Annotated in this window: 16 protein-coding genes and 1 riboswitch; of the genes, 12 read left to right on the top strand and 4 right to left on the bottom strand. The window is 50.2% G+C overall.

Translation table 11 applies throughout. The features are described 5' to 3' along the window. Positions 1-677: 677 nt before the first annotated feature. Complete coding sequence (locus HMPREF9469_RS02810) at positions 678-1,157, top strand: NADH-quinone oxidoreductase subunit NuoE family protein (RefSeq protein ID WP_007858968.1); 480 nt, start codon at positions 678-680, stop codon at positions 1,155-1,157. A gap of 14 nt (positions 1,158-1,171) precedes the next feature. On the opposite strand, the gene HMPREF9469_RS02805 is transcribed toward HMPREF9469_RS02810, so the two are convergent. Then, positions 1,172-1,741: a flavodoxin family protein gene (locus tag HMPREF9469_RS02805; protein ID WP_007858966.1), complete on the bottom strand. Its 570-nt coding sequence runs from the start codon at positions 1,739-1,741 to the stop codon at positions 1,172-1,174. Next, positions 1,738-2,379 (bottom strand): TetR/AcrR family transcriptional regulator, encoded by a 642-nt coding sequence (locus tag HMPREF9469_RS02800; protein WP_007858964.1) that lies wholly within the window; start codon positions 2,377-2,379, stop codon positions 1,738-1,740. Before HMPREF9469_RS02800 ends, HMPREF9469_RS02805 begins: the two co-directional genes overlap by 4 nt. Positions 2,380-2,597: 218 nt before the next feature. Between HMPREF9469_RS02800 and HMPREF9469_RS02795 the strand changes: the two genes are divergently transcribed. The 4 genes from HMPREF9469_RS02795 to HMPREF9469_RS02780 all read left to right on the top strand — a co-directional run bounded on the left by HMPREF9469_RS02795 (position 2,598) and on the right by HMPREF9469_RS02780 (position 5,233). Beyond that, positions 2,598-2,996 carry a DUF2500 domain-containing protein gene (locus HMPREF9469_RS02795; protein ID WP_007858962.1) on the top strand — a complete coding sequence of 133 codons (399 nt, stop codon included), beginning with the start codon at positions 2,598-2,600 and terminating at the stop codon, positions 2,994-2,996. 372 nt (positions 2,997-3,368) lie between these two features. Then, the gene (locus HMPREF9469_RS02790; protein ID WP_007858960.1) at positions 3,369-3,995 is read left to right on the top strand and encodes a hypothetical protein; all 627 of its coding nucleotides are present in this window, start codon (positions 3,369-3,371) and stop codon (positions 3,993-3,995) included. A gap of 42 nt (positions 3,996-4,037) precedes the next feature. Then, complete coding sequence (locus HMPREF9469_RS02785) at positions 4,038-4,793, top strand: threonine/serine exporter family protein (RefSeq protein ID WP_045091308.1); 756 nt, start codon at positions 4,038-4,040, stop codon at positions 4,791-4,793. Next, complete coding sequence (locus HMPREF9469_RS02780; protein ID WP_007858956.1) at positions 4,790-5,233, top strand: threonine/serine exporter family protein; 444 nt, start codon at positions 4,790-4,792, stop codon at positions 5,231-5,233. Before HMPREF9469_RS02785 ends, HMPREF9469_RS02780 begins: the two co-directional genes overlap by 4 nt. A 185-nt stretch (positions 5,234-5,418) precedes the next feature. Here the strand turns inward: HMPREF9469_RS02780 and HMPREF9469_RS02775 are convergent, their stop codons facing one another. After that, positions 5,419-6,456 carry a DUF2156 domain-containing protein gene (locus tag HMPREF9469_RS02775; protein WP_007858954.1) on the bottom strand — a complete coding sequence of 346 codons (1,038 nt, stop codon included), beginning with the start codon at positions 6,454-6,456 and terminating at the stop codon, positions 5,419-5,421. Positions 6,457-6,641: 185 nt separating this feature from the next. On the opposite strand from HMPREF9469_RS02775, the gene HMPREF9469_RS02770 reads away from it, so the two are divergent. The 5 genes from HMPREF9469_RS02770 (at position 6,642) to HMPREF9469_RS02750 (ending at position 12,995) form a co-directional block, all read left to right on the top strand. Next, complete coding sequence (locus HMPREF9469_RS02770; protein WP_007858952.1) at positions 6,642-7,007, top strand: winged helix-turn-helix transcriptional regulator; 366 nt, start codon at positions 6,642-6,644, stop codon at positions 7,005-7,007. A gap of 94 nt (positions 7,008-7,101) precedes the next feature. Further along, a riboswitch (TPP riboswitch) is annotated at positions 7,102-7,211 on the top strand. A 108-nt stretch (positions 7,212-7,319) separates the two neighbouring features. Further along, positions 7,320-8,627, top strand: a complete 1,308-nt coding sequence (thiC, locus tag HMPREF9469_RS02765) for a phosphomethylpyrimidine synthase ThiC (protein ID WP_007858949.1) — start codon at positions 7,320-7,322, stop codon at positions 8,625-8,627. Between the two features lie 208 nt (positions 8,628-8,835). Then, complete coding sequence (gene licT / locus HMPREF9469_RS02760) at positions 8,836-9,681, top strand: BglG family transcription antiterminator LicT (protein ID WP_007858948.1); 846 nt, start codon at positions 8,836-8,838, stop codon at positions 9,679-9,681. 5 nt (positions 9,682-9,686) lie between these two features. Continuing rightward, the gene (locus tag HMPREF9469_RS02755; RefSeq protein ID WP_007858947.1) at positions 9,687-11,546 is read left to right on the top strand and encodes a beta-glucoside-specific PTS transporter subunit IIABC; all 1,860 of its coding nucleotides are present in this window, start codon (positions 9,687-9,689) and stop codon (positions 11,544-11,546) included. A 21-nt stretch (positions 11,547-11,567) separates the two neighbouring features. Beyond that, on the top strand, positions 11,568-12,995 hold the full coding sequence (locus HMPREF9469_RS02750; RefSeq protein WP_007858946.1) for a family 1 glycosylhydrolase: 1,428 nt from the start codon (positions 11,568-11,570) through the stop codon (positions 12,993-12,995). A 109-nt stretch (positions 12,996-13,104) separates the two neighbouring features. Here the strand turns inward: HMPREF9469_RS02750 and HMPREF9469_RS02745 are convergent, their stop codons facing one another. Then, positions 13,105-15,087, bottom strand: coding sequence for a sodium-translocating pyrophosphatase (locus HMPREF9469_RS02745; protein ID WP_007858945.1), 1,983 nt, complete (start codon positions 15,085-15,087; stop codon positions 13,105-13,107). 219 nt (positions 15,088-15,306) lie between these two features. Here HMPREF9469_RS02745 and HMPREF9469_RS02740 point away from each other — a divergent pair, with 219 nt between their 5' ends. Next, positions 15,307-17,241, top strand: a complete 1,935-nt coding sequence (locus HMPREF9469_RS02740) for a putative bifunctional diguanylate cyclase/phosphodiesterase (protein ID WP_007858944.1) — start codon at positions 15,307-15,309, stop codon at positions 17,239-17,241. Between the two features lie 349 nt (positions 17,242-17,590). After that, the gene (locus HMPREF9469_RS02735) at positions 17,591-19,615 is read left to right on the top strand and encodes a beta-galactosidase (RefSeq protein ID WP_007858938.1); all 2,025 of its coding nucleotides are present in this window, start codon (positions 17,591-17,593) and stop codon (positions 19,613-19,615) included. Position 19,616: the final 1 nt, after the last annotated feature.

Genomic DNA, 19,616 nt, shown 5'->3' with positions numbered 1-19,616 from the left:
GGCCTTGGAGGTTCGGGCCGTGGAGGCTGGGGCCTTGGAGGTTCGGGCCGTGGAGGCTGGGGCCTTGGAGGTTCGGGCCGTGGAGGCTGGGGCCGTGGAGGCTGGGGCCTTGGAGGTTCGGGCCGTGGTGGCTGGGGTCTTGGCGGCTGAGGCCGGCCTGGCCTGTCAGGCATAAACGGAGGCGCAGGGCGTCCCATTCCTTCCTGGGCAGTGAATTCCATGGTATCCTCAGAATCATCAAAGACGGTATCGTCAAAATCTTCTAATATGGCGTCCTCAGCCTCTTCCAGGATATCGTCAACCTCATCAAAGACATCATCAGGGTAAGGTATGATAGGTTCTAATTCCTGTGAATACACCCACTCAACGGAGTCTTCTGCCTGGGGATGAGATTCAGAATAGGCAGTGGGATAGTAGTAAGGATCTTCCGTCAGCGAAGGGTTGTAAGTGTTGTTGTACATAAGGTTACCTTTCAAAGTATTCTTTGCCATATCTTATGCGGCAGAATGAGATTGGTGTGTGGCGGACAGGGATAACCTGTATGCACCGGCATTTTGATTTAGAACAGTACAAGGGATGAAATATAATGAAAATGTAACTGTTCAGACGGCGGGAGAATGAAATGAATAAATCCATGGGGAGTGGCAGAAGATATAAGGGAAATAAGGAGACAGAAAATGCAGTCAAACAGCAACACGGAAAATGAGATCCAAACAAATGAGATCCTGGACTACTATGCAGGTCTGCAAAACCGTTCCTCCCAGGAAATGATCGTGGAAATGCTGCGGGAACTCCAGGAAGTGAACGGTTGTATCGGTCCCGGACTCCGGGAAATGGCGGCGCAGGCAGCAGATGTAAAGGTATCCACCATACAGGCCATCATAAAGCGGATTCCCAGTTTAAAGGAATCCGCTTATAGGCATGAGATCGTATTCTGTATCGGAAAAAACTGTGCAGCAAAGGGCAGTCTGGATGTCCTGCAGAAGCTAAAACAAAAGCTGGGAATCAACGGGGATGGGATATCCAGGGATGGGACCGTGTATCTGAAAACCAGGTCCTGCTTAAAGCATTGCCGTACGGCTCCCAACGTGATGGTGGACGGATGCCTTTGCTGCGGAAAAAGTGCGGAGGAGATCGCAAAACTGGTATCCGGTTAAATCAGGTGCTGCAATTACTTTAGGGCATGGATGATCCTCTTTTGTATGCCGGCAGGCAGGTGGGATCTTCCTTTTGCCCCCGCAAATGCAACCGTTCCCAGTTTTTTCATGCCGGAAGTCTTAAAAAATTCATTCATAGCCCGGATGGCCCCCCTGCTCTGGCCAAAGATCCATGAAAAAGGATAGGGAGTGTTACAGGCTGTCAAAAGCAGATAGCCCTGGCCGGGGGAAAGCCGGGGGCGGGGAAATGCAGCGGTTTCTTCCATGGCGGTTCCAAGGAGTCGGTCAAACAGGTTCTTGACAACCGCTGGTACATTGGCCCAGTAAGTCGGGGCAGCCAGTACAACACGGTCGCAGGATTTGATAAGTCCGGCGATTTCCTGCAGGTCATCATGATGTACACAGATCCCGGTATCCATACACGCCCGGCAGCCCTGGCAGTACCCGATCTGCTTCTCATACAGATGGATTACCGTGACCTCCCATCCATTTCCCATTGCTTCTTTTACGGCACAGTCTAACATGGATGCGGTTGAGCCGGTTTTATGGGGGCTTCCCAAAAGCGCGACCATTCTTTTTTTCATATCACACCATTCCTTTCAATCATCCGGTACAACTTATCAAATCCAAAATCCAAAAACTGCTGCTTTGACAATTGCATGGCTTTCTCAAGATAAAACTGTTTGTTTGAGGCAACCTGGACCAGGCCTGACAGCGCTGACCAGAATAAAAAAACAGTTTCCGGAACCGGCAGATCGGGCAGAAAGTCCCCGGTCTCCATCCCCTCACGTATAAATGAGGCAATGATTTCGATGATCTGTTCCCCGGCCTGGTAAATCTCCTTTTCCACCGGAAGAAAGTCACCGTGATCAAAATCCACATTGATCTCGCTCAGGGTAAAGGAAAAATACAGAGGATACTGTTCATGGTACTTCCACAGTGCGGTACATATGCTGTTGTACCTATCCCTTATGGTTCCCTGCCCTAAAGCGCTGTCGGAAAGGCTTTGACAGAGAAGTTTCATGCTTTTTAGGGCAAGATATCCCACGATTTCCTCCTTGTTTGCAAAATACACATACAGGGTTGCCTTGCTGTAGCCGGATTTTTTAGCAATGTCATCCATGGTGGCAGCCTGTATCCCTTTGTGCACGAACAAGTCTTCGGCGGCAGAGGCAATGGCCTCACGGTGCACATGCTCCGGTTCTTTTTTTCTTCGTCCCATCTTTTCCTCCCGGTGGGGATTTTCCATACAGTTAATTAATTAAACTAATGGTTTAATTAATTTTATCACAAACCTGCGCACAATACAAGCCAGATGACGCAATGTTACAGGAAAAATTTAGAATAACGTAAATAAATAGTAATATTGTGGAAGCAGCCATATGGTAATATTTAACCATATGCGGGATCATTAATTTTGCAGCAGGAGGTGGATGGATCATGTATATGGATTCGTTCTTTTGGGGAGGCGGGTTTGATATTCTGTTTTTCCTTATATTCACCATTATTATTGTAATGTTTGTGGTTGGAGCCGTTCGGGGGATCGGGCAGTGGAATAAAAACAACCATTCTCCCAGATTATCCGTGACAGCCCGGGTAACGGCAAAACGCACCAACGTGGTCCGCCGCCAGCATGCCAATGCAGGGGATATGACAGGAGCCCACGGATTCCATTCCTCCTCATCCACCAGTTATTATGTTACATTTGAGGTGGAAAGCGGTGACCGGATGGAACTGTCCGTGAGCGGTTCGGAATATGGGATGCTGGCAGAGGGAGATACCGGGACATTGAAGTTTCAGGGGACCAGGTATCTGGGGTTTGAGAGACATAATAGTTGAGGGACGGAAGGCAGGATCCGTAGAATTAACAGGCAGGACGTACAGGCAGAAGTAAAACAATCTGTCTGTACGTCCTGCTTTCTGTCATATATATTTCCCGATTCCATACAGGCAATGTAGAATATGGGATAAAAATGTGGTAAGCTAAGAGCGTACGTTCGGATTCTCCTCCACACCCATGGCTGCGGCTGATTTTTGGCCGGCTGCATACCCGGATGAGATTCAAAAGCTTCCCCCAACCGTATGCCGGGACGGAAGCTGTGTTGTGCATCCCTATGGAATTTGATGTCTGGGGGCATTATGCAAGACCTGACGTGCTTGAACTGAAGAGACATGAATAATACAGCTGGCTAAGCGGGGAGGTGTATGGTCATGCCGGCATATTTTAATTTGAGTATCCAGTTTCAGAGAGAGGACCTCTATCCCTTGTTTGTAATGGATTTTCATACGGCTTTGGAAAAGGCCGGCCTTATATTTAAAAGCGGTTACTGGAATTCGGAGGATAACAGCTTTGCGGAGATAGCCGCCTTTAACCAGAGGCTGTTGGAGCAGGATTTTAAACTGGGGTTCACGGAAACATATCTTCATAATTACAAGCAGATCTTGTTTGATTACAGGGGATTTTCCCATGTCAGGGGATTTTGGATGAACCGTTATCCGGAAGACGGACAGTTCAGTTTTGAAATCATCATCCCTGAAAGTGAAATGCTGAAAGCGGAAGGATCCTGTTCCTTTATAGGTGACAGGGTACAGGATGTGGTCGAATGTGCAGGGGAAATCTGGAAATTTGATCCGGTAAAGGCTATTCAGACAGGCCTTGAAGCAGATGATGCCAGTGTGGGGCTTACAGCCATAGAGCAGGGGAAGGTCCCTAAGACCATACCCTTTGCCATTGTGGACCGAAGGCTTGCAGAGCATATGGATCTTTCGGAATACACAAAAGAACAGATAGGAACGTCCGGCATCCTGATTCAGGATTTTCACCGGTGGGATTATTAGGAGGAAAGTGGGGAAGTGGAGGAGAACAGGGAAAAGGAAGTCATGGAGGTGTCGCTTCAGGCAGGTCATCTGCTGCTGGAAAATGGAGCCGAGATCTCCCGGGTGGAAGAAACCATGGACCGGATCTGCAACTATTATGGTGTCCGTTCCGGAAATGCATTTGTGCTTTCCAATGGTATATTTACAACGGTAGGGGACAGGAACGAGTCGTTTTTTGCAAAGGTGGAGCACATTCCGGTCAGCGGAACCCATCTGGACCGTGTGGCGGCTGTAAACCAGCTTTCCAGAGAGATAGAGGAAGGAAGATATACCATAAAAGAAGTGGGGGAAAGGCTGGAGGATATAAAAAGAATGCCGGGTAAGACCCGGCTTATGCAGGTGATGGCATCCGGCTGCGGAAGTGCCGCATTCTGCTATCTGTTTGGAGGGAGTCCCTGGGACAGCACTGTTGCACTTTTAGCAGGGCTGGCCCTGTATCTGTATGTGCTGTATGTCAGCGGCCCTCATCTGTCCAAGATCGTGGCAAATATCAGCGGCGGGGCACTGGTCACCATCCTGTGCAGCGCCATGTATCTTCTGGGGGTGGGGCAGCATCTCAACTATATGGTGATCGGCTCCATCATGCCGCTGATACCCGGAGTGCCCTTTACCAATGCCATCAGGGATATTGCCAATGGTGATTATATATCAGGATCGGTCCGTATGCTGGACGCCCTTTTGGTGTTTTTCTGCATTGCCATAGGTGTGGGCGTGGGATTCACCGTGATCGGATGGCTGAAGGGGGGTACGCTGCTATGATACTGCAGATTTGTGTTGCCATGGTGGGGACGGTGTCGTTTTCTCTTCTGTTTGGAGTCCCAAGGGTATTCTACCCATGGTGCGGGGCCATTGGAGGAGCCGGATGGGCCGTATATGTGCTGACAACATCCGGCGGCTGCGGACCGGCGGGGGCATCCTTTATTGCCACGGTGGTGGTGATTTTCCTGTCCAGGTCCGCCGCTGTGCGAAACAGGTGTCCGGTTACCATTTTCCTTGTATCAGGCATCTTCCCTCTGGTGCCCGGGGCAGGTATTTACTGGACCGCGTACTATCTGGTGACAGAACAGCTCCGCCTGGCCGTATATACGGGATATGAGGCGGTGAAGGTGGCGGTTGCCATTGTGCTGGGGATTGTATTTGTGTTTGAACTGCCCCAGGGAATGTTTCGGTGGGCGGCAAAAAAGGGATATCATGTCTGATGTCCCTTTTTTATAAGTCCCTTTTTATAAGACAGGAATTTTAATCTTGACGTATCTATATTCAGATGCTACCCTCAGTGGACAAGGGGATCTTATACACATGATTTCAAACGGCGTTCATGATGATCAAACGGGCTGGCAAAGGGCGCAGTTGGTTCAATGGGCCCCGGAGGGCGGTCCGCTGATTACCAGCGGGCCGCATATTTATTCAGCATAAAGGCCGGATAATAGGACTCCTTTGCCTTTCTCAGGTTTTCCATGCCCATATCTTCTTCCCGGTTGATATAGCGAAGCCCCGGATGGGTCTTAAGAAGATGGCGGACAAATTCCCGGTTGATCATCTGGTATGTGCCGTGGACTGAGATGTCGGCTTTTTCAAACCTTACATCAAACCCGTTCCTGCCAACAGGCTCCCCCAGTGTAAATGCCAGCAGACGGTCCCCGCCATAGATGACGCCGCCTTCCAGCCCCAGCTGGTCGTAATGCTTAAAGGCTGTCAGAATGGCTTCTTTTTCCGCCTCGGCCATACCGCCTTCCTGCCCACTGTGATCTTCTTCCCAGCTGTTTAGCAGATCAAGGCAGGATTTGGCATGTTCTTTGCCGAGCTGTTCAAAGCGCCAGTCCGGGCACTCCTGTTCAAACCGGTTGCAGTGGTTGCGCTTATTGTGCAGTTTTTTGCCGCCCAGCCCTGCAAGGACTTCTGCTTCGTAAATATAATCCGCACTGCTGCGAACCTCCTCAAAGGTGAACTGGGCCGGGAACTCTTTTTCCAGGCGGTTTTTCTGCTCTTCGGTCATGCCCCTGATCAAAAGGGGCTGTCCCTGCTGTTCTGACAACCGTTTCATCTGAAGGATTGCCGGTTTGAGGGGACCGCTGCCCGATGGAAAGGAAAAGAACAGCCCCTCCTTTGTGCTATACTTTGGGATCATCCTGTTGTCGATCCTGGCTGCCGTCATTCCATATGCGCTGCCCCAAAGAAAGAAGGTCCCAAAGCATCCATCGGATGCCAGACTGTCTTCCGCTGCCAGAATGGGAGCAGCCCAGGTGCGGTCATGTATGGTCAGTTTCCTGAATTCCAAAGGACTGGTATGGATGATGCTGGGAATATTCAGTTCCCATTCCTTAGAAAGAGCCGTATTTCCTGAAACCGTGTATTGTCTGCTTTGTGTGTCGTGCATGTCCGCCTGTGTCGTGGTGTGCTTTTTAGATTGTACTGTATTCATAAATCTCCTTTTTAGTGTTAATACTGGAATCGTCTGCTTTATGGTCCATTGACTTTTCCATTACAACATATTATAATTTTAACAGTACCATTATAAAAAGCAAGTACGAACATTCAGGTGAGATACTAACTTTAAAGTTAGATACTAAACTAAAAGTTATATACTTACCTAGAGGAGAGTGTGAAATGGAAAAATGCCGTATATCCCAGGCATGTCTGGGAGACACTGGTTTCAGCTATACCCTGTCTCTGATCAATGGAAAATATAAGATGACGATCCTCTACACTTTAATGGAATTTGGTGTGGTGCGCTTTAATGAGATGAAAAAGTATATTGGTGAGATATCATATAAGACACTGAGCGTCACCCTGAAGGAACTGGAGAGCGACCAGCTGGTACACAGGGAGGAGTATCCCCAGATCCCGCCGAAAGTGGAATACAGCCTGACAGAGCGGGGAAGGTCACTGATCCCCATTCTGGATATGATGTGTGCATGGGGGGATAAGCACCGTCTGCCCTCCCGGAGAAACACGGGTGAATCTGAAGCCTGAGGTGTGAAAAAAGGGGTTGACAGATAGGGAATTACCGAATAAACTGGTAAAGGATATATAAATTTGGACCCGGTATCCAATGTACACGTCCGATACAATTACAACAGGGAGCTTGTAGCGCAGGCTGAGAGGAAGTAATCGAACTTCGACCTATTATACCTGATTTGGATAATGCCAACGTAGGGAAATATGGAACATACAGGAATCGCGCGGAATATGCGAGGTTGCTGTACAGCATGAGTGATTCATGGCCCATTCCTTAACGGAGCGGGCCATTTTTATTTTCCACAAAAGAAAATAAGGAGGAGAATCATGAACTACACAACGCAGATGGATGCAGCCAGAAGGGGCATCCAGACAAAGGAATTAAAAAAGGTGGCTGAAAAGGAGAAGTTTGATATTGCAGAGCTGATGAAGCTGGTGGCGGAAGGCAAAGTGGCCATTCCCGCCAATAAACGCCACCAATGCCTGGAGGCAAATGGGATCGGCTCCATGCTGAAAACAAAGATCAATGTAAATCTGGGCACATCCAGGGACTGCATGGATCTCAACATGGAACTGGAAAAGGTAAATGACGCAGTGCGGATGGGGGCAGAGTCTATTATGGATCTCAGTTCCTTTGGGGATACCCGTACCTTCAGGAAGAAACTGACCAGGGAATGCCCGGCCATGATCGGCACGGTCCCCATCTATGATGCGGTGGTATATTACCATAAGCCCTTAAAGGATATCACATCCCGGGAATGGATCGATATTGTAAAAATGCATGCGGAGGACGGCGTGGATTTCCAGACCATCCATATTGGGATCAACAGGAGAACGGCAGATCGGTTTAAGAAGGCGAAGCGTCTGACTAATATCGTGTCCAGGGGAGGTTCCATCATCTTTGCATGGATGGAGATGACCGGACAGGAGAATCCCTTTTATGAGCATTTTGACGAGATACTGGATATCTGCCAGGAATATGATGTGACCCTGAGCCTGGGAGACGCCTGTCGTCCGGGATGTATCGCTGATGCCTCGGACATTTCACAGATAGAGGAACTGGTAACGCTGGGTGAGCTTACACAGAGGGCGTGGGATAAGAATGTTCAGATTATAATCGAAGGACCGGGACATATGCCGTTAAACCAGATCGAGGCCAATATGAAGATACAGCAGACCATCTGCAAGGGAGCGCCGTTCTATGTACTGGGCCCCCTGGTAACAGATATTGCCCCTGGATATGACCATATAACAGCAGCCATTGGGGGAGCCCTGGCAGCGGCCAGCGGCGCATCCTTTCTCTGCTATGTGACTCCGGCAGAGCACTTGAGGCTGCCGGATGTAAATGATGTAAAGGAGGGAATCATTGCATCCAGGATCGCGGCCCATGCGGCGGATATTGCAAAGGGGATCAAGGGAGCTGCCCAGTGGGATCATGAGATGAGCACTGCCCGCAAGAATCTGGACTGGGAGCGGATGTTTGAATTGTCCCTGGATCCTGAAAAGGCCAGGAGCTACAGGGAATCCGCAAAACCGGAAAAGGAAGATACATGCTCCATGTGCGGCAATTTTTGTGCGGTTAAAAATATGAACCGGATACTCAATGGTGAGATTGTCAGTATATTTGATGAATGATGATCATTTTACATAAGAAAAAGGACTTGACATTGCAGGAATTATTATATAGAATTAAAACCAGAGAAAAACTTAGAAAAGAAAACTTATGTGACTAGGGAGTCACGAAGTGAGTATGTTACTGGTATGCAGGCAGAACTCAGATTACACTGAAAATTTTTATTTTCCGTGTAGTTTGAGTTTTTTTTTCTGGAAAGGAGGATCTATTGTGAAGATAAGTCAGATTTTAAATAACAATGTTGCAGTGGTAAAAAAAGGGGGCAGTGAGCTGATCGTCTACTCCAAGGGCATATCATTCAGAAAAAAGGCTGGCCAGTCGATAGGGGAAGAGGAAATCGAAAAAACATATGTTTTGGATTCCAATGATATGCTGGAGCATTTCAGTTACCTGCTTGCCAATACAGATGAAGAGTATCTGAACATTGCCAACAATGTCATTGCTTTTGGCGAGACCCTGCTGGGGCAGAAGGCAAATGATTATTTATATCTGACTTTATTGGACCATATTGACTTTGCCCTGAAAAGGGCGGGAAAAGGGCAGTTTATCCGCAGCCCCCTGACATGGGAAGTGAAGAAATTCTACCCGAAACATTTCCAGATCGGCCTGCATGCCCTGAATCTGATGAACCAGCGCTTTGACGTGGGATTTCCTGAGGATGAGGCGGTTTCCATTGCCCTTCATTTTGTCAATCTCCAGTCAGAGGGACACGATCTGAAGGAGACCATAGAGGCCATGCAGGTGTTAAAAGATATCCTGTCCATCATACAATACCATTACAGCCTGCGCCTGGACGAGTCGTCAGTGAATTATATGCGGCTCATTACCCATCTGCAGTATTTTATCCAGCGGCTTCAGACCGGACAGGTATTTGAGGACAATGACAAGGCGTTGAATTCCCAGGTGAGGGTCCTGTACCCAAGAGCCTATGAGTGTGCGGTGAAGATCAGGGCGTACATTAAAGACAGTTTTAAAATGGAACTTACAATTGATGAGGAAACATATCTGATCCTGCATATACACAGGGTCGCGGACAGAAATGAAAAAAAGGAGTAAAAGCCATGAAATATCAGGCATTAAATGAATCGATCATCCGCTTAGTGGGCGGAAAAAATAATATCAGCGCAGTGGTGCACTGCATGACAAGGCTTCGTTTTACACTGAAGGACCGGAGCCTGGCGAAAACAGATGAGATCAAGGCTTTGGATGGGGTGATTGACGTGGTATCCAATGATGTGGCATATCAGATCATCATCGGAACCCAGGTATCGGAGGTACACGAGGAACTGACCGCCATGCTGGGACTTGGCAGTGAGACCGGGGATCCGCAGCCCAAAGGAAAGAAGAATCCCTTTAAGGTGGCCCTGGACCTGGTGTCGGAATCCATGACACCTTTGCTGGAGCCCATTATCGCAGCGGGCATGCTGGCAGGACTGCTGTCCCTGGTAGCCCTGACAGGGCTGGTATCAGCGGACAGTCCAACCTATATTGTGCTGGATTCCATCAGGGGAGCCGTGTTCTTTTTCCTCCCCATTTTTATGGCCATGGCATGTGCCAAGCGTCTGAACGCCAGCCCGTATCTGGCCGTGGCATTGGCGGCAACCCTGCTGTCCTCCTCCATTAACGGGGTGGAAGGGCTCAGTGTGTTTGGAATCCCCCTTCCTGCCATTACCTATTCCAGTTCCTTTATTCCCATTCTGCTGGCCGTATGGTTTATGGGATATGTGCAGGCGTTTCTGAAAAAGGTCATCCCTAATCTGCTGCAGTATTTTCTGATCCCGGTACTGACCCTGGTGATCACCCTCCCTGTTACCCTAATGTTTTTTGGCCCTATCGGGACCTGGATCGGGGAGGGGATCAGCTTTGTATGCACCTTCCTGGCCAATACGCTGGGCAACTGGAGTGTGGTGGCCTTCTATGCGGCCATCCAGCCGTTCCTGATCATGATGGGAGCCGGAAACTTTATCATGCCCGTGGTCATGGCATTCCTGGCTGAAATGGGTTATGACCCCCTGTTCCTGGCAGCCTGCACCATTTCCGATATTGCTGTGGGCGGCGCCATGTTCGGATACTTCCTCCGGGCAAAGGATCCAAAACAGAAAGAACTGTTTGGTACGGTCAGCTTTTCCGCGATCTTAGGCTGCACAGAGCCGGCCGTGTTCGGTGTGTTTGTAAAATACCGCCGTCCGTTCCTGGCCGTTATATTCGGCGGAGGTCTGGGAGGACTGTTTGCAGGCCTTATGCAGGTAAAAACATATACCATGGCATGGGGACTGGCCGGACTTCCCTCCTATATCGGGGTAAATGATTTTAACAATTTCTATTACATGATAGCGGCCGTGCTCATCGGATTCGTGGCAGCGGCCATTGCGGGATTTGTTCTGTGCGCGCCCGGGGGGGAGACGGAGAAAGAGCGTACAGTCAGCCCGGATGCAGCTCCTGTACCGGCGGATACCAGCGGGCTTCAGAAGGAACTTCTGAGCACTGTGGCGGAAGGAACCGTGGTTCTGCTTTCACAGGTAAATGACAAGGCATTTTCCAGCGGCGCCATGGGAAAGGGGATCGGAATCAAGCCGGCGGCCGATCAGGTCTACGCTCCTGTAAGCGGACAGGTGGTATGCCTGTTCCCCACCAAACACGCTATTGGGATCAAAAGCGATTCCGGCGTGGAGCTGCTGGTCCATATCGGGATCGATACGGTCCAGCTGGACGGTAAATATTTTACCGCCCATGTGGAGCAGGGGCAGCGTGTGGAGCGGGGACAGCTTCTGGTGGAAGCGGACATGAAGGCCATTGAGGCAGAAGGGTATGATACCACTGTCATGGTCATCATCACCAACACGGCCCAGTTCCTGGATGTGATCCCCACTACGGCTGAGAATATCCATCTGGATGAAGAGTGCCTCAGTGTTGTGTTTTAAAATGTAAAGGAGCTGATAAGGATGAGAAAAGACTTTTTATGGGGAGGCAGTATAGCGGCCCATCAGTGTGAGGGCGCTTGGCAGGAGGGCGGAAAGGGAACCGCTATTATGGATCTGGTGACCAGCGGCTCCTATGAAGTTCCAAGGGAAATCTGTACGGAGATAGAGGAGGGAAAGTATTATCCCTCCCACAGGGGAATTGATTTTTACCATCGGTACAGGGAGGACATTGGTCTCTTTGCCCAGATGGGGTTTAAGACACTGCGGATCTCTGTGGACTGGTCCAGGATCTATCCCATGGGTGACGAGGAACAGCCCAATGAGGAGGGGATCCGGTACTACAGGTCCGTGGTGGATGAACTGCGCGCGCAGGGGATCGAACCCATGGTTACCCTGTATCACTTTGAAATGCCTTATCATCTGGTGACGGAATATGGTTCCTGGACCAACAGGAAAGTGATTGACTTTTATCTGAAGTACTGTGAGACCATGTTCCGTGCACTGAAGGGAAAGGTCAGGTACTGGGTCACGTTTAATGAGATGAACCATATTGATCCGGCCACAGAGGCATCGGATATTTTCACTTATATCATTGCGGGCCTTAAGTTTTCACAGATGGAAGAACCTGCCAGGACCTTGGCCGCGGTGGGATATAATATGACAGCGGCAGGGGTGAAGGCAGTGGAGCTGGGCCACAGGGTGGACCCGGATAACCAGATCGGATGTGTGTTCGGCCTTCAACCCGTGTACGCCTATAACTGTAAACCGGAGAATGCGTTCCAGGCATTTAAGGAAATGTACCGGGATTTTTATCAGGTGGACGCCATGTGCAACGGATATTTCCCCAGGTATAAGCTGAAGGAATACGAAAAAATGGGCATTGTACCGGAGGGTGTAGAGGAGGATGAGGAAGCATTTAAACAGGGCGTCATTGACTTTATCGGCGTCAATTACTACTCCTCCAGCGTGGGCCATCATGATGGGGAAGAGGGGGAGGAGACCCTGTTTGGGGGTGTGCAGAACCCATACCTGGAGCAGAGCAGGTGGGGGTGGTCCATTGATCCCAAGGGACTGCGCTATCTGCTGAACGCAGTGTACAAAAAGTACGGGAAACCCCTGATCGTTACGGAGAACGGTCTGGGCGCGGTGGATATCCTGAGTGAGGACAAGACCGTGGATGACAGCTACCGCATTGAGTACCTGAGGCTTCACCTGGAGCAGCTGAAACTGGCGGTTGAGGAGGATGATGTGGAATGCTTCGGATATCTTATGTGGGGGCCTATTGATTTGGTTTCCGCCACCACAGGGGAGATGAAAAAGCGGTATGGTTTTATCTACGTGGATCAGGAGGATGACGGAAGCGGTACCGGGGAGCGGTATAAGAAGAAATCATTTGACTGGTTCCGTCATGTGATTGAGACCAATGGGGAAGAATTGGGACAGGAATAAGTCCGGATAGAAAAATTATAGTGGAAAGAGTATCGCAAAAAGGGTTCCGGACAAAATTGCCGGAACCCTTTCCTTGTTGTGTGTATCATTCAGTATGTGTATCATTCACTTAAATCAATCCTCCGTATTGCAGGAACAGAGGGGCGAAAACAAGGGACACAATGGTCATCAGTTTGATCAGGATATTGATGGAAGGTCCTGAGGTATCCTTAAATGGATCGCCTACCGTGTCACCTACTACAGCTGCCTTGTGGGCCGTGCTTCCCTTTCCGCCGTGGTTGCCCTCCTCTATGTATTTCTTTGCATTGTCCCAGGCTCCGCCGGAGTTGGACATAAAGATTGCCATGAGGACGCCGGTGACAAGGGAACCGGTGAGAAGACCGCCCAGGGCATCCGGTCCCAGGATAATTCCGGTGGCCAGGGGCGCCAGCACTGCCATAAGTCCCGGCAGGAACATTTCCCTGAGGGCAGCCGTGGTGGAGATGGACACGCAGGAAGCGTAGTCGGGGCGGGCATTTCCCTGAAGGATCTGCGGATTCTCACGGAACTGGCGGCGCACCTCCTCGATCATCTGGTGAGCTGCCTTGGATACGGATTCCATGGTCATGGCAGAGAAGAGGAAGGTGAGCATCCCGCCGATGAAAAGGCCCACAATGACATGGGCATTGAGGATATCAATGGTGGTGAGCTTAACTGCCTCGGCATAGGATACGAACAGGGCCAGTGCGGTGAGGGCAGCGGAGCCAATGGCAAAGCCCTTGCCGATGGCAGCCGTGGTGTTTCCCACGGAGTCAAGCTTATCGGTGATCTCACGGACGGATTTGTCCAGTCCGGCCATTTCCGCTATACCTCCCGCATTGTCTGCAATGGGTCCGTAAGCATCGATGGCAACTGTTATTCCGGTGGTTGACAGCATACCCACTGCGGCCAGGGCAATTCCGTAAAGTCCCATAAGGCGGTTGGAGATCAGGATGCCGATACATACCAGAAGGATGGGAACAGCGGTGGACTGCATACCCACTGCCAGGCCGCTGATAATGGTGGTGGCGGAACCTGTCTCAGACTGGCCGGCCACTTTTTTTACAAACCGGTAATCCCCTGACGTATAGATCTCAGTGACAAATCCAATGAGCACACCCACAAACAGGCCGGTGATCACGGTCAGGGCAGCCAGGTAATTGCCGAAAAAGGTGCGGCTCAGCGCCAGTGCAGCGATAACAACCAGTGCGGTAGCGCTGTATTCCCCTGTCTTTAGTGCCTTGTGGGGATCCGTGCCCCCGATGGCCTTGACAAGCAGGGTTCCTATGATAGAAGCCGCAATGCCGCATGCGGAGAGCAGCAGTGGGAAAATGATGCCGGATTCCTGATAGAATACAAGGCCCAGGGTCAGTGCGGAGATCAGGGAACCCACATAGGATTCAAACAGGTCAGCGCCCATTCCTGCCACATCACCAACATTGTCGCCCACGTTGTCGGCGATCACGGCCGGGTTGCGGGGATCATCCTCTGGGATGCCTGCTTCCACTTTTCCCACCAGGTCAGCGCCCACATCCGCGGCTTTGGTATAGATGCCTCCTCCCACACGGGCAAAAAGGGCGATGGAGGATGCTCCCAGGCTGAAGCCGGAGAGGACGGACACGTCCCGTGTGATCATATAGAGGGCTCCAACCCCCATCAGTCCAAGGCCGACCACAGCCATTCCCATGACACTGCCGCCTGAAAATGCAAGTGCCAGGGCGCTGCGCATGCCTGAGGTGCGGGCCGCATTGGCGGTACGGCAGTTGGCGCGGATGGCAGCGCTCATTCCAAGATAGCCGGCTGCTGTGGAAAAGAAACTTCCCACCAGGAAGCATCCTGCAGTGACCCAGCTGCCTGTTCCAAAGCCGATGACAATAAACAACAATGCAACAAAGACAATAAGTATACGGTACTCTGAGGTGAGAAAAGCCCTTGCGCCTTCTGCAATGGCGTCAGCGATCTCCCTCATTTTCTGGTTTCCGGGATCCTGCTTGATAACATGCAGCCTTAACATGATGGCAAACAGAAGCCCCAGCAGTCCTATGATGGGGACTATAAGTAACATTTGATTCATAATACCCTCCTATTTTTTGGTTAAAATAAATCCCTCCTAAATGGATTGTAACAAACTTCCAGGAGTTTATCAACAAAAATTTTTAGAATAACTAAAAGATTTTGCACATTTTTAAGTACAGGAAGGACTGTTCACAAAATGGATATTGCTGTAAATGGGATTTTAGTATATGATTAAGAGATAAGAACACGAACATGTGGGAAACGGCAGGTGGAAACGGTGAAGTGGAACATTGCTCCGGAAACAATATCATTGGTTATCCTGGGAATCATATGGGTATATTCCCGAAAAGGCAGCCATATTCCGAGCCTGAAGAACAGGATGTTCCAGGGATGCCTGACCATCACCTTTGCGGCCATGACAAGCAACATCCTGTCCACCTTTATGCTGTACCGTTACATCCCCTCACCCCTGTGGCTGACCTGGGCGGTTACCACGGTCTATTTTATACTGACTCCTTTAATGGGTCTGATCTATTATCTTTATGTGGTCTCCATCATATATGAGGAGCGCCCCAGATTAAGGCAGATGATCCTGGCCGGAAGTATTCCCGCAGTCCTTTATACCATGCTGGTATTGTCCAATTCGTTTACAGGATGTATGTTTGCCATAAACAGCGACCAGGGATATGTGAGAGGCGGCTGCATTTTCCTGACCTATCTGATTTTTTACGCATACTGTATTGCATGTATTGTGGTGGCGGTCAGGAACCGGCATAAGATTGACCGGCAGATCTTCCATATCCTGGCGGCTTTTCCGGTGCTGGCCGTGCTGGTCATCCTGTTCCAGCAGCTGTATCCTGATATCATCCTGTCAGGCTCCGCCGCCACATGTGCGCTTCTGATCATCTACCTACATTTGCAGAACAAACAGATATCCATGGATTACCTGACCGGTGTACCCAACCGCCAGGAGCTTTTGAATATGCTGGACCTGATGTTTAAGAAATATCCGGACAAGGAATTTACCCTGATGGTGGTGTCGATCCGGGATTTCCGTCAGGTCAATAACATATGCGGGCAGCACAGCGGGGACGAGTTTCTTAAATCGGTGTGCCGGTTCCTGTGTGAGATCGGTCCCCGGGAAAATGTCTACCGGTACAGCGGGGATGAGTTTGCCCTGCTGTTCACGGACGGGGATGGGGAGCGCATCCGCCGGTGCGTGGGTGAGATACAGGAACGCATGGCTAAGCCATGGCAAAACCGGGATTATCAGTTCATCCTGCCGGTGGCCATAGGCATTGTCAGGCGGTCCGAGTATGTGAACACGCTGGAGAAAGCGGTGAGCGCCATTGAGTATGCTGTTTACCAGGCCAAAACCGGAAAATATGGGGAGGTCCTATACTGCGACCGCAGTATGCTGGGAAAACTGGAGCGGAGAAAACAGATCATCCAGATCTTGAAGGATCAGCTGGCCGGCGGGGATGTGGAGATGTACTATCAGCCCATCTATTGTGTGGATTCAGGGAAATTCATGTATGCAGAATCCCTTATGAGGATGAACAACACTCCCATCGGCCCGGTGTATCCCTCGGAATTTATCCCCATTGCTGAGGAGACAGGCCTTATCATTGAACTGACCTATCTGATCCTGGACAAGGTGTGTAAATACATCAACCGCCTCCGGGCACAGGGGCTTCCCATTGAAGCCATCCATGTGAATTTCTCGGCCATCCAGTTTTCACAGCCGGACCTGACCGCAAAGGTACTGGATATCATACAGCGCAACGGGACCCCTATGTCCATGGTCAAGCTGGAATTTACAGAGAGCACCCTGGCGGAGAACCCCCAGGTGGTGACGGATTTTGCCATTGAGATGAAACGCCACGGCATCATAATGGGTCTGGATGATTTTGGGACAGGATACTCCAATATTGCCACTGTTATCAGCATTCCCTTTGGAACCATAAAGCTGGATAAAAGCCTTGTGTGGGCATCCATGGACAATCAGACATCGGCCCTGGCGGTAAAGCATCTGGTGGAAACCTTTAAGGACCTTGGGATGGCCGTGGTGGCGGAGGGGGTGGAGACCGAGGAGCAGAGGCAGCTGGTGATCGATTTTGGGGTGGAGCAGATACAGGGGTATTATTACTCAAAACCATTGTCACAGCAGGGGATGGAAGAATTTCTGCGGAAAAACGAAGGATATTTATAGCGGAGGTTCTTTGTAACAGAGTTTTTTATAATGGATGAATCTTGATCACGGGGAAATGCGGTTCACAGGGAACTGCAGGATGCCGCCGGTACCATTGTGTGCCGGCGACATTTTCGTATGGTGACCGCACTCTTGTATTCCGGCGAATTCCCTGTATGCTGGCGGCAGTCCAGCCGCCAGACCCGCCTCCGGGCACTCCGGCTTCCGGACTGCTTTTTGTGGTTTGTTTTTTCAACATTTTAGGTTTGTATTCTGTGTTTCAGCCCGGCCCTGTTTTTACTATAATGACATCAACAGGTGTACTCTCTGAGACTCCGAGCGTACACAACAGCAGAAGGGAGGTAATAAAGTGTCATATTTTAACGAGATAACATTAGGGGTGTGTTATTATCCGGAACACTGGAAAGAGGAATTATGGCCGGAGGATCTAAGGCGTATGAGGGATGCCGGGATAACAATGATCCGGATCGGGGAGTTTGCCTGGAACAAATTTGAGAACCAGGAAGGGGTATTTGATTTCAGCTTTTTTGACCGTTTCCTGGATGTGGTCCGGACAACGGATATCAAGGTTATCTTCTGTACTCCCACGGCGACCCCGCCGGCATGGCTTACGCTAAAATATCCTGAGGTGCTGGCCGTGGACCTGGATGGCAGGAAACAGTATCATGGGGCAAGAAGACATTACAATTATAATTCCCCCATATACAGGGAGAAGACCAGGATCATCACGGAACAGCTGGCCAGACACTATGGGGAACACAAATGCATCATCGGATGGCAGATTGATAATGAATTAAACTGTGTCACCAATGAGTTTTATTCCGAATCCGACCATGAAGCCTTCCGCACATTTTTACAGGAACGGTACGGCACCCTGGAGCAGCTGAACAGCGCGTGGGGAACCGTGTTTTGGAACCAGACTTATACGGAATGGGAGCAGGTGTACCTGCCGCGCCACACACAGAGGGATACCTGTAATCCCCATCTCAGGCTGGATGCCGTCCGGTTTTTCTCGGAAAGCTGTATCTCCTATTGCAGATTACAGTATGAGATCCTGAAACAATACCTGCCGGACCATGTGTTTGTCACAACCAACGGATTGTTCGGACACGTGGATTATAACAGGATGGTCAATGAGGCGCTGGATTTCATTACATATGACAGCTATCCTGAGTTCGGGTTAATGGAGGGAGCCGATCATCTGAAGGACAGAAAGTGGAGCATGAACCTGGCCAGGGCACGGGGGACCGGAAAGGGATTCGGTATCATGGAACAGCAGTCAGGCCCCGGAGGATGGTATAATTTCAGGGTGGCGCCCTCGGCAAAGCCCGGCCAGATCCGGCTGTGGACCTTCCAGTCCATTGCCAACGGCGCTGATTTTGTAAGTTACTTCCGCTGGAGGACCTGTTCCTTTGGGACGGAGATATACTGGCATGGGATCCTGGGCTATGACAATCTGGACAACCGGAGGCTGGAGGAGATCAGGAACCTGTCCAAGGATATAAAGAAAATAAGCGGCATGGCGGGAAGCAGATATCAGGCAAAGGCAGCTATCCTGTATGATTATGATAATGAATGGGATGGGGAAACGGATGTGTGGCATGGACCCTTAAGAAGATACTCCCACCTTGGACTTTTCCAGGCGCTTCAGGAGGAACATATCCCCTTTGATTATGTCACCGTCACCCCGGAAATGGATGTACACACCCTGCAGCAGTATGAAGTGGTATTTGCACCCCACATGACCATAGTAAATCCAGCCCTGGTACAGGTGATCAGGGAATATGTGGAAGGCGGGGGCAAGTTCATTACTGGCGCCAGGACGGGATATAAGGATATGAACGGAAGGTGTCCCATGGAGATCATGCCCATCCGGATGACGGATCTGTTTGGGATCCATATCCTGGATTTTACAGCTGTTATGCCGGATTCCACGGACCAGTATGCCCAGATGGACGGGCAGAAGATTTACATGCCGCTGTTTCATGATATACTGACACCTGTGGATGAGGCATGTGAAATAGTTGCAACCTACTGTTCCGGTTATTACCAGGGAAGTCCGGCCATTGTCAGGAAACGTACCGGCGCAGGTGAAGCATATTACTTTGGGGCTGCCTTTGACTGCAAGACTGTAAAAACCCTGCTTCGGTCAGCCGGGGTCAGCAGCGGCCTGAGCTGTTGGGCCAGCGTGCCGGAATGGTGTGAGACCGCTGTCAGGGAAGGGGATCGGGGAGCCTGCCTGTTCATACTGAATTATGAAGATAAGTGGACGGAGATCCAGCTGAGAAGGACAATGAAAAATGTGCTGACCGGAAATGAAGAAAGCGGGACGATCAAACTGGAGCCCTTTGGGGTTCTTGTATATGAGATATAAG

This window comes from [Clostridium] citroniae WAL-17108 (assembly GCF_000233455.1).
Lineage (GTDB): Bacteria > Bacillota > Clostridia > Lachnospirales > Lachnospiraceae > Enterocloster > Enterocloster citroniae.
Note: the sequence above shows the minus strand (reverse complement) of the source record. Positions and strands in the feature narration are given on the sequence as shown.

What these genes read in the sequence shown, in the direction of transcription:
- HMPREF9469_RS02810 (WP_007858968.1), top strand. Translation starts at nt 678, where the DNA reads ATGCAGTCAAACAGCAACACGGAAAATGAGATCCAAACAAATGAGATC.
- HMPREF9469_RS02805 (WP_007858966.1), bottom strand. Translation starts at nt 1,741, where the DNA reads ATGAAAAAAAGAATGGTCGCGCTTTTGGGAAGCCCCCATAAAACCGGC.
- HMPREF9469_RS02800 (WP_007858964.1), bottom strand. Translation starts at nt 2,379, where the DNA reads ATGGGACGAAGAAAAAAAGAACCGGAGCATGTGCACCGTGAGGCCATT.
- HMPREF9469_RS02795 (WP_007858962.1), top strand. Translation starts at nt 2,598, where the DNA reads ATGTATATGGATTCGTTCTTTTGGGGAGGCGGGTTTGATATTCTGTTT.
- HMPREF9469_RS02790 (WP_007858960.1), top strand. Translation starts at nt 3,369, where the DNA reads ATGCCGGCATATTTTAATTTGAGTATCCAGTTTCAGAGAGAGGACCTC.
- HMPREF9469_RS02785 (WP_045091308.1), top strand. Translation starts at nt 4,038, where the DNA reads ATGGAGGTGTCGCTTCAGGCAGGTCATCTGCTGCTGGAAAATGGAGCC.
- HMPREF9469_RS02780 (WP_007858956.1), top strand. Translation starts at nt 4,790, where the DNA reads ATGATACTGCAGATTTGTGTTGCCATGGTGGGGACGGTGTCGTTTTCT.
- HMPREF9469_RS02775 (WP_007858954.1), bottom strand. Translation starts at nt 6,456, where the DNA reads ATGAATACAGTACAATCTAAAAAGCACACCACGACACAGGCGGACATG.
- HMPREF9469_RS02770 (WP_007858952.1), top strand. Translation starts at nt 6,642, where the DNA reads ATGGAAAAATGCCGTATATCCCAGGCATGTCTGGGAGACACTGGTTTC.
- thiC (WP_007858949.1), top strand. Translation starts at nt 7,320, where the DNA reads ATGAACTACACAACGCAGATGGATGCAGCCAGAAGGGGCATCCAGACA.
- HMPREF9469_RS02755 (WP_007858947.1), top strand. Translation starts at nt 9,687, where the DNA reads ATGAAATATCAGGCATTAAATGAATCGATCATCCGCTTAGTGGGCGGA.
- HMPREF9469_RS02750 (WP_007858946.1), top strand. Translation starts at nt 11,568, where the DNA reads ATGAGAAAAGACTTTTTATGGGGAGGCAGTATAGCGGCCCATCAGTGT.
- HMPREF9469_RS02745 (WP_007858945.1), bottom strand. Translation starts at nt 15,087, where the DNA reads ATGAATCAAATGTTACTTATAGTCCCCATCATAGGACTGCTGGGGCTT.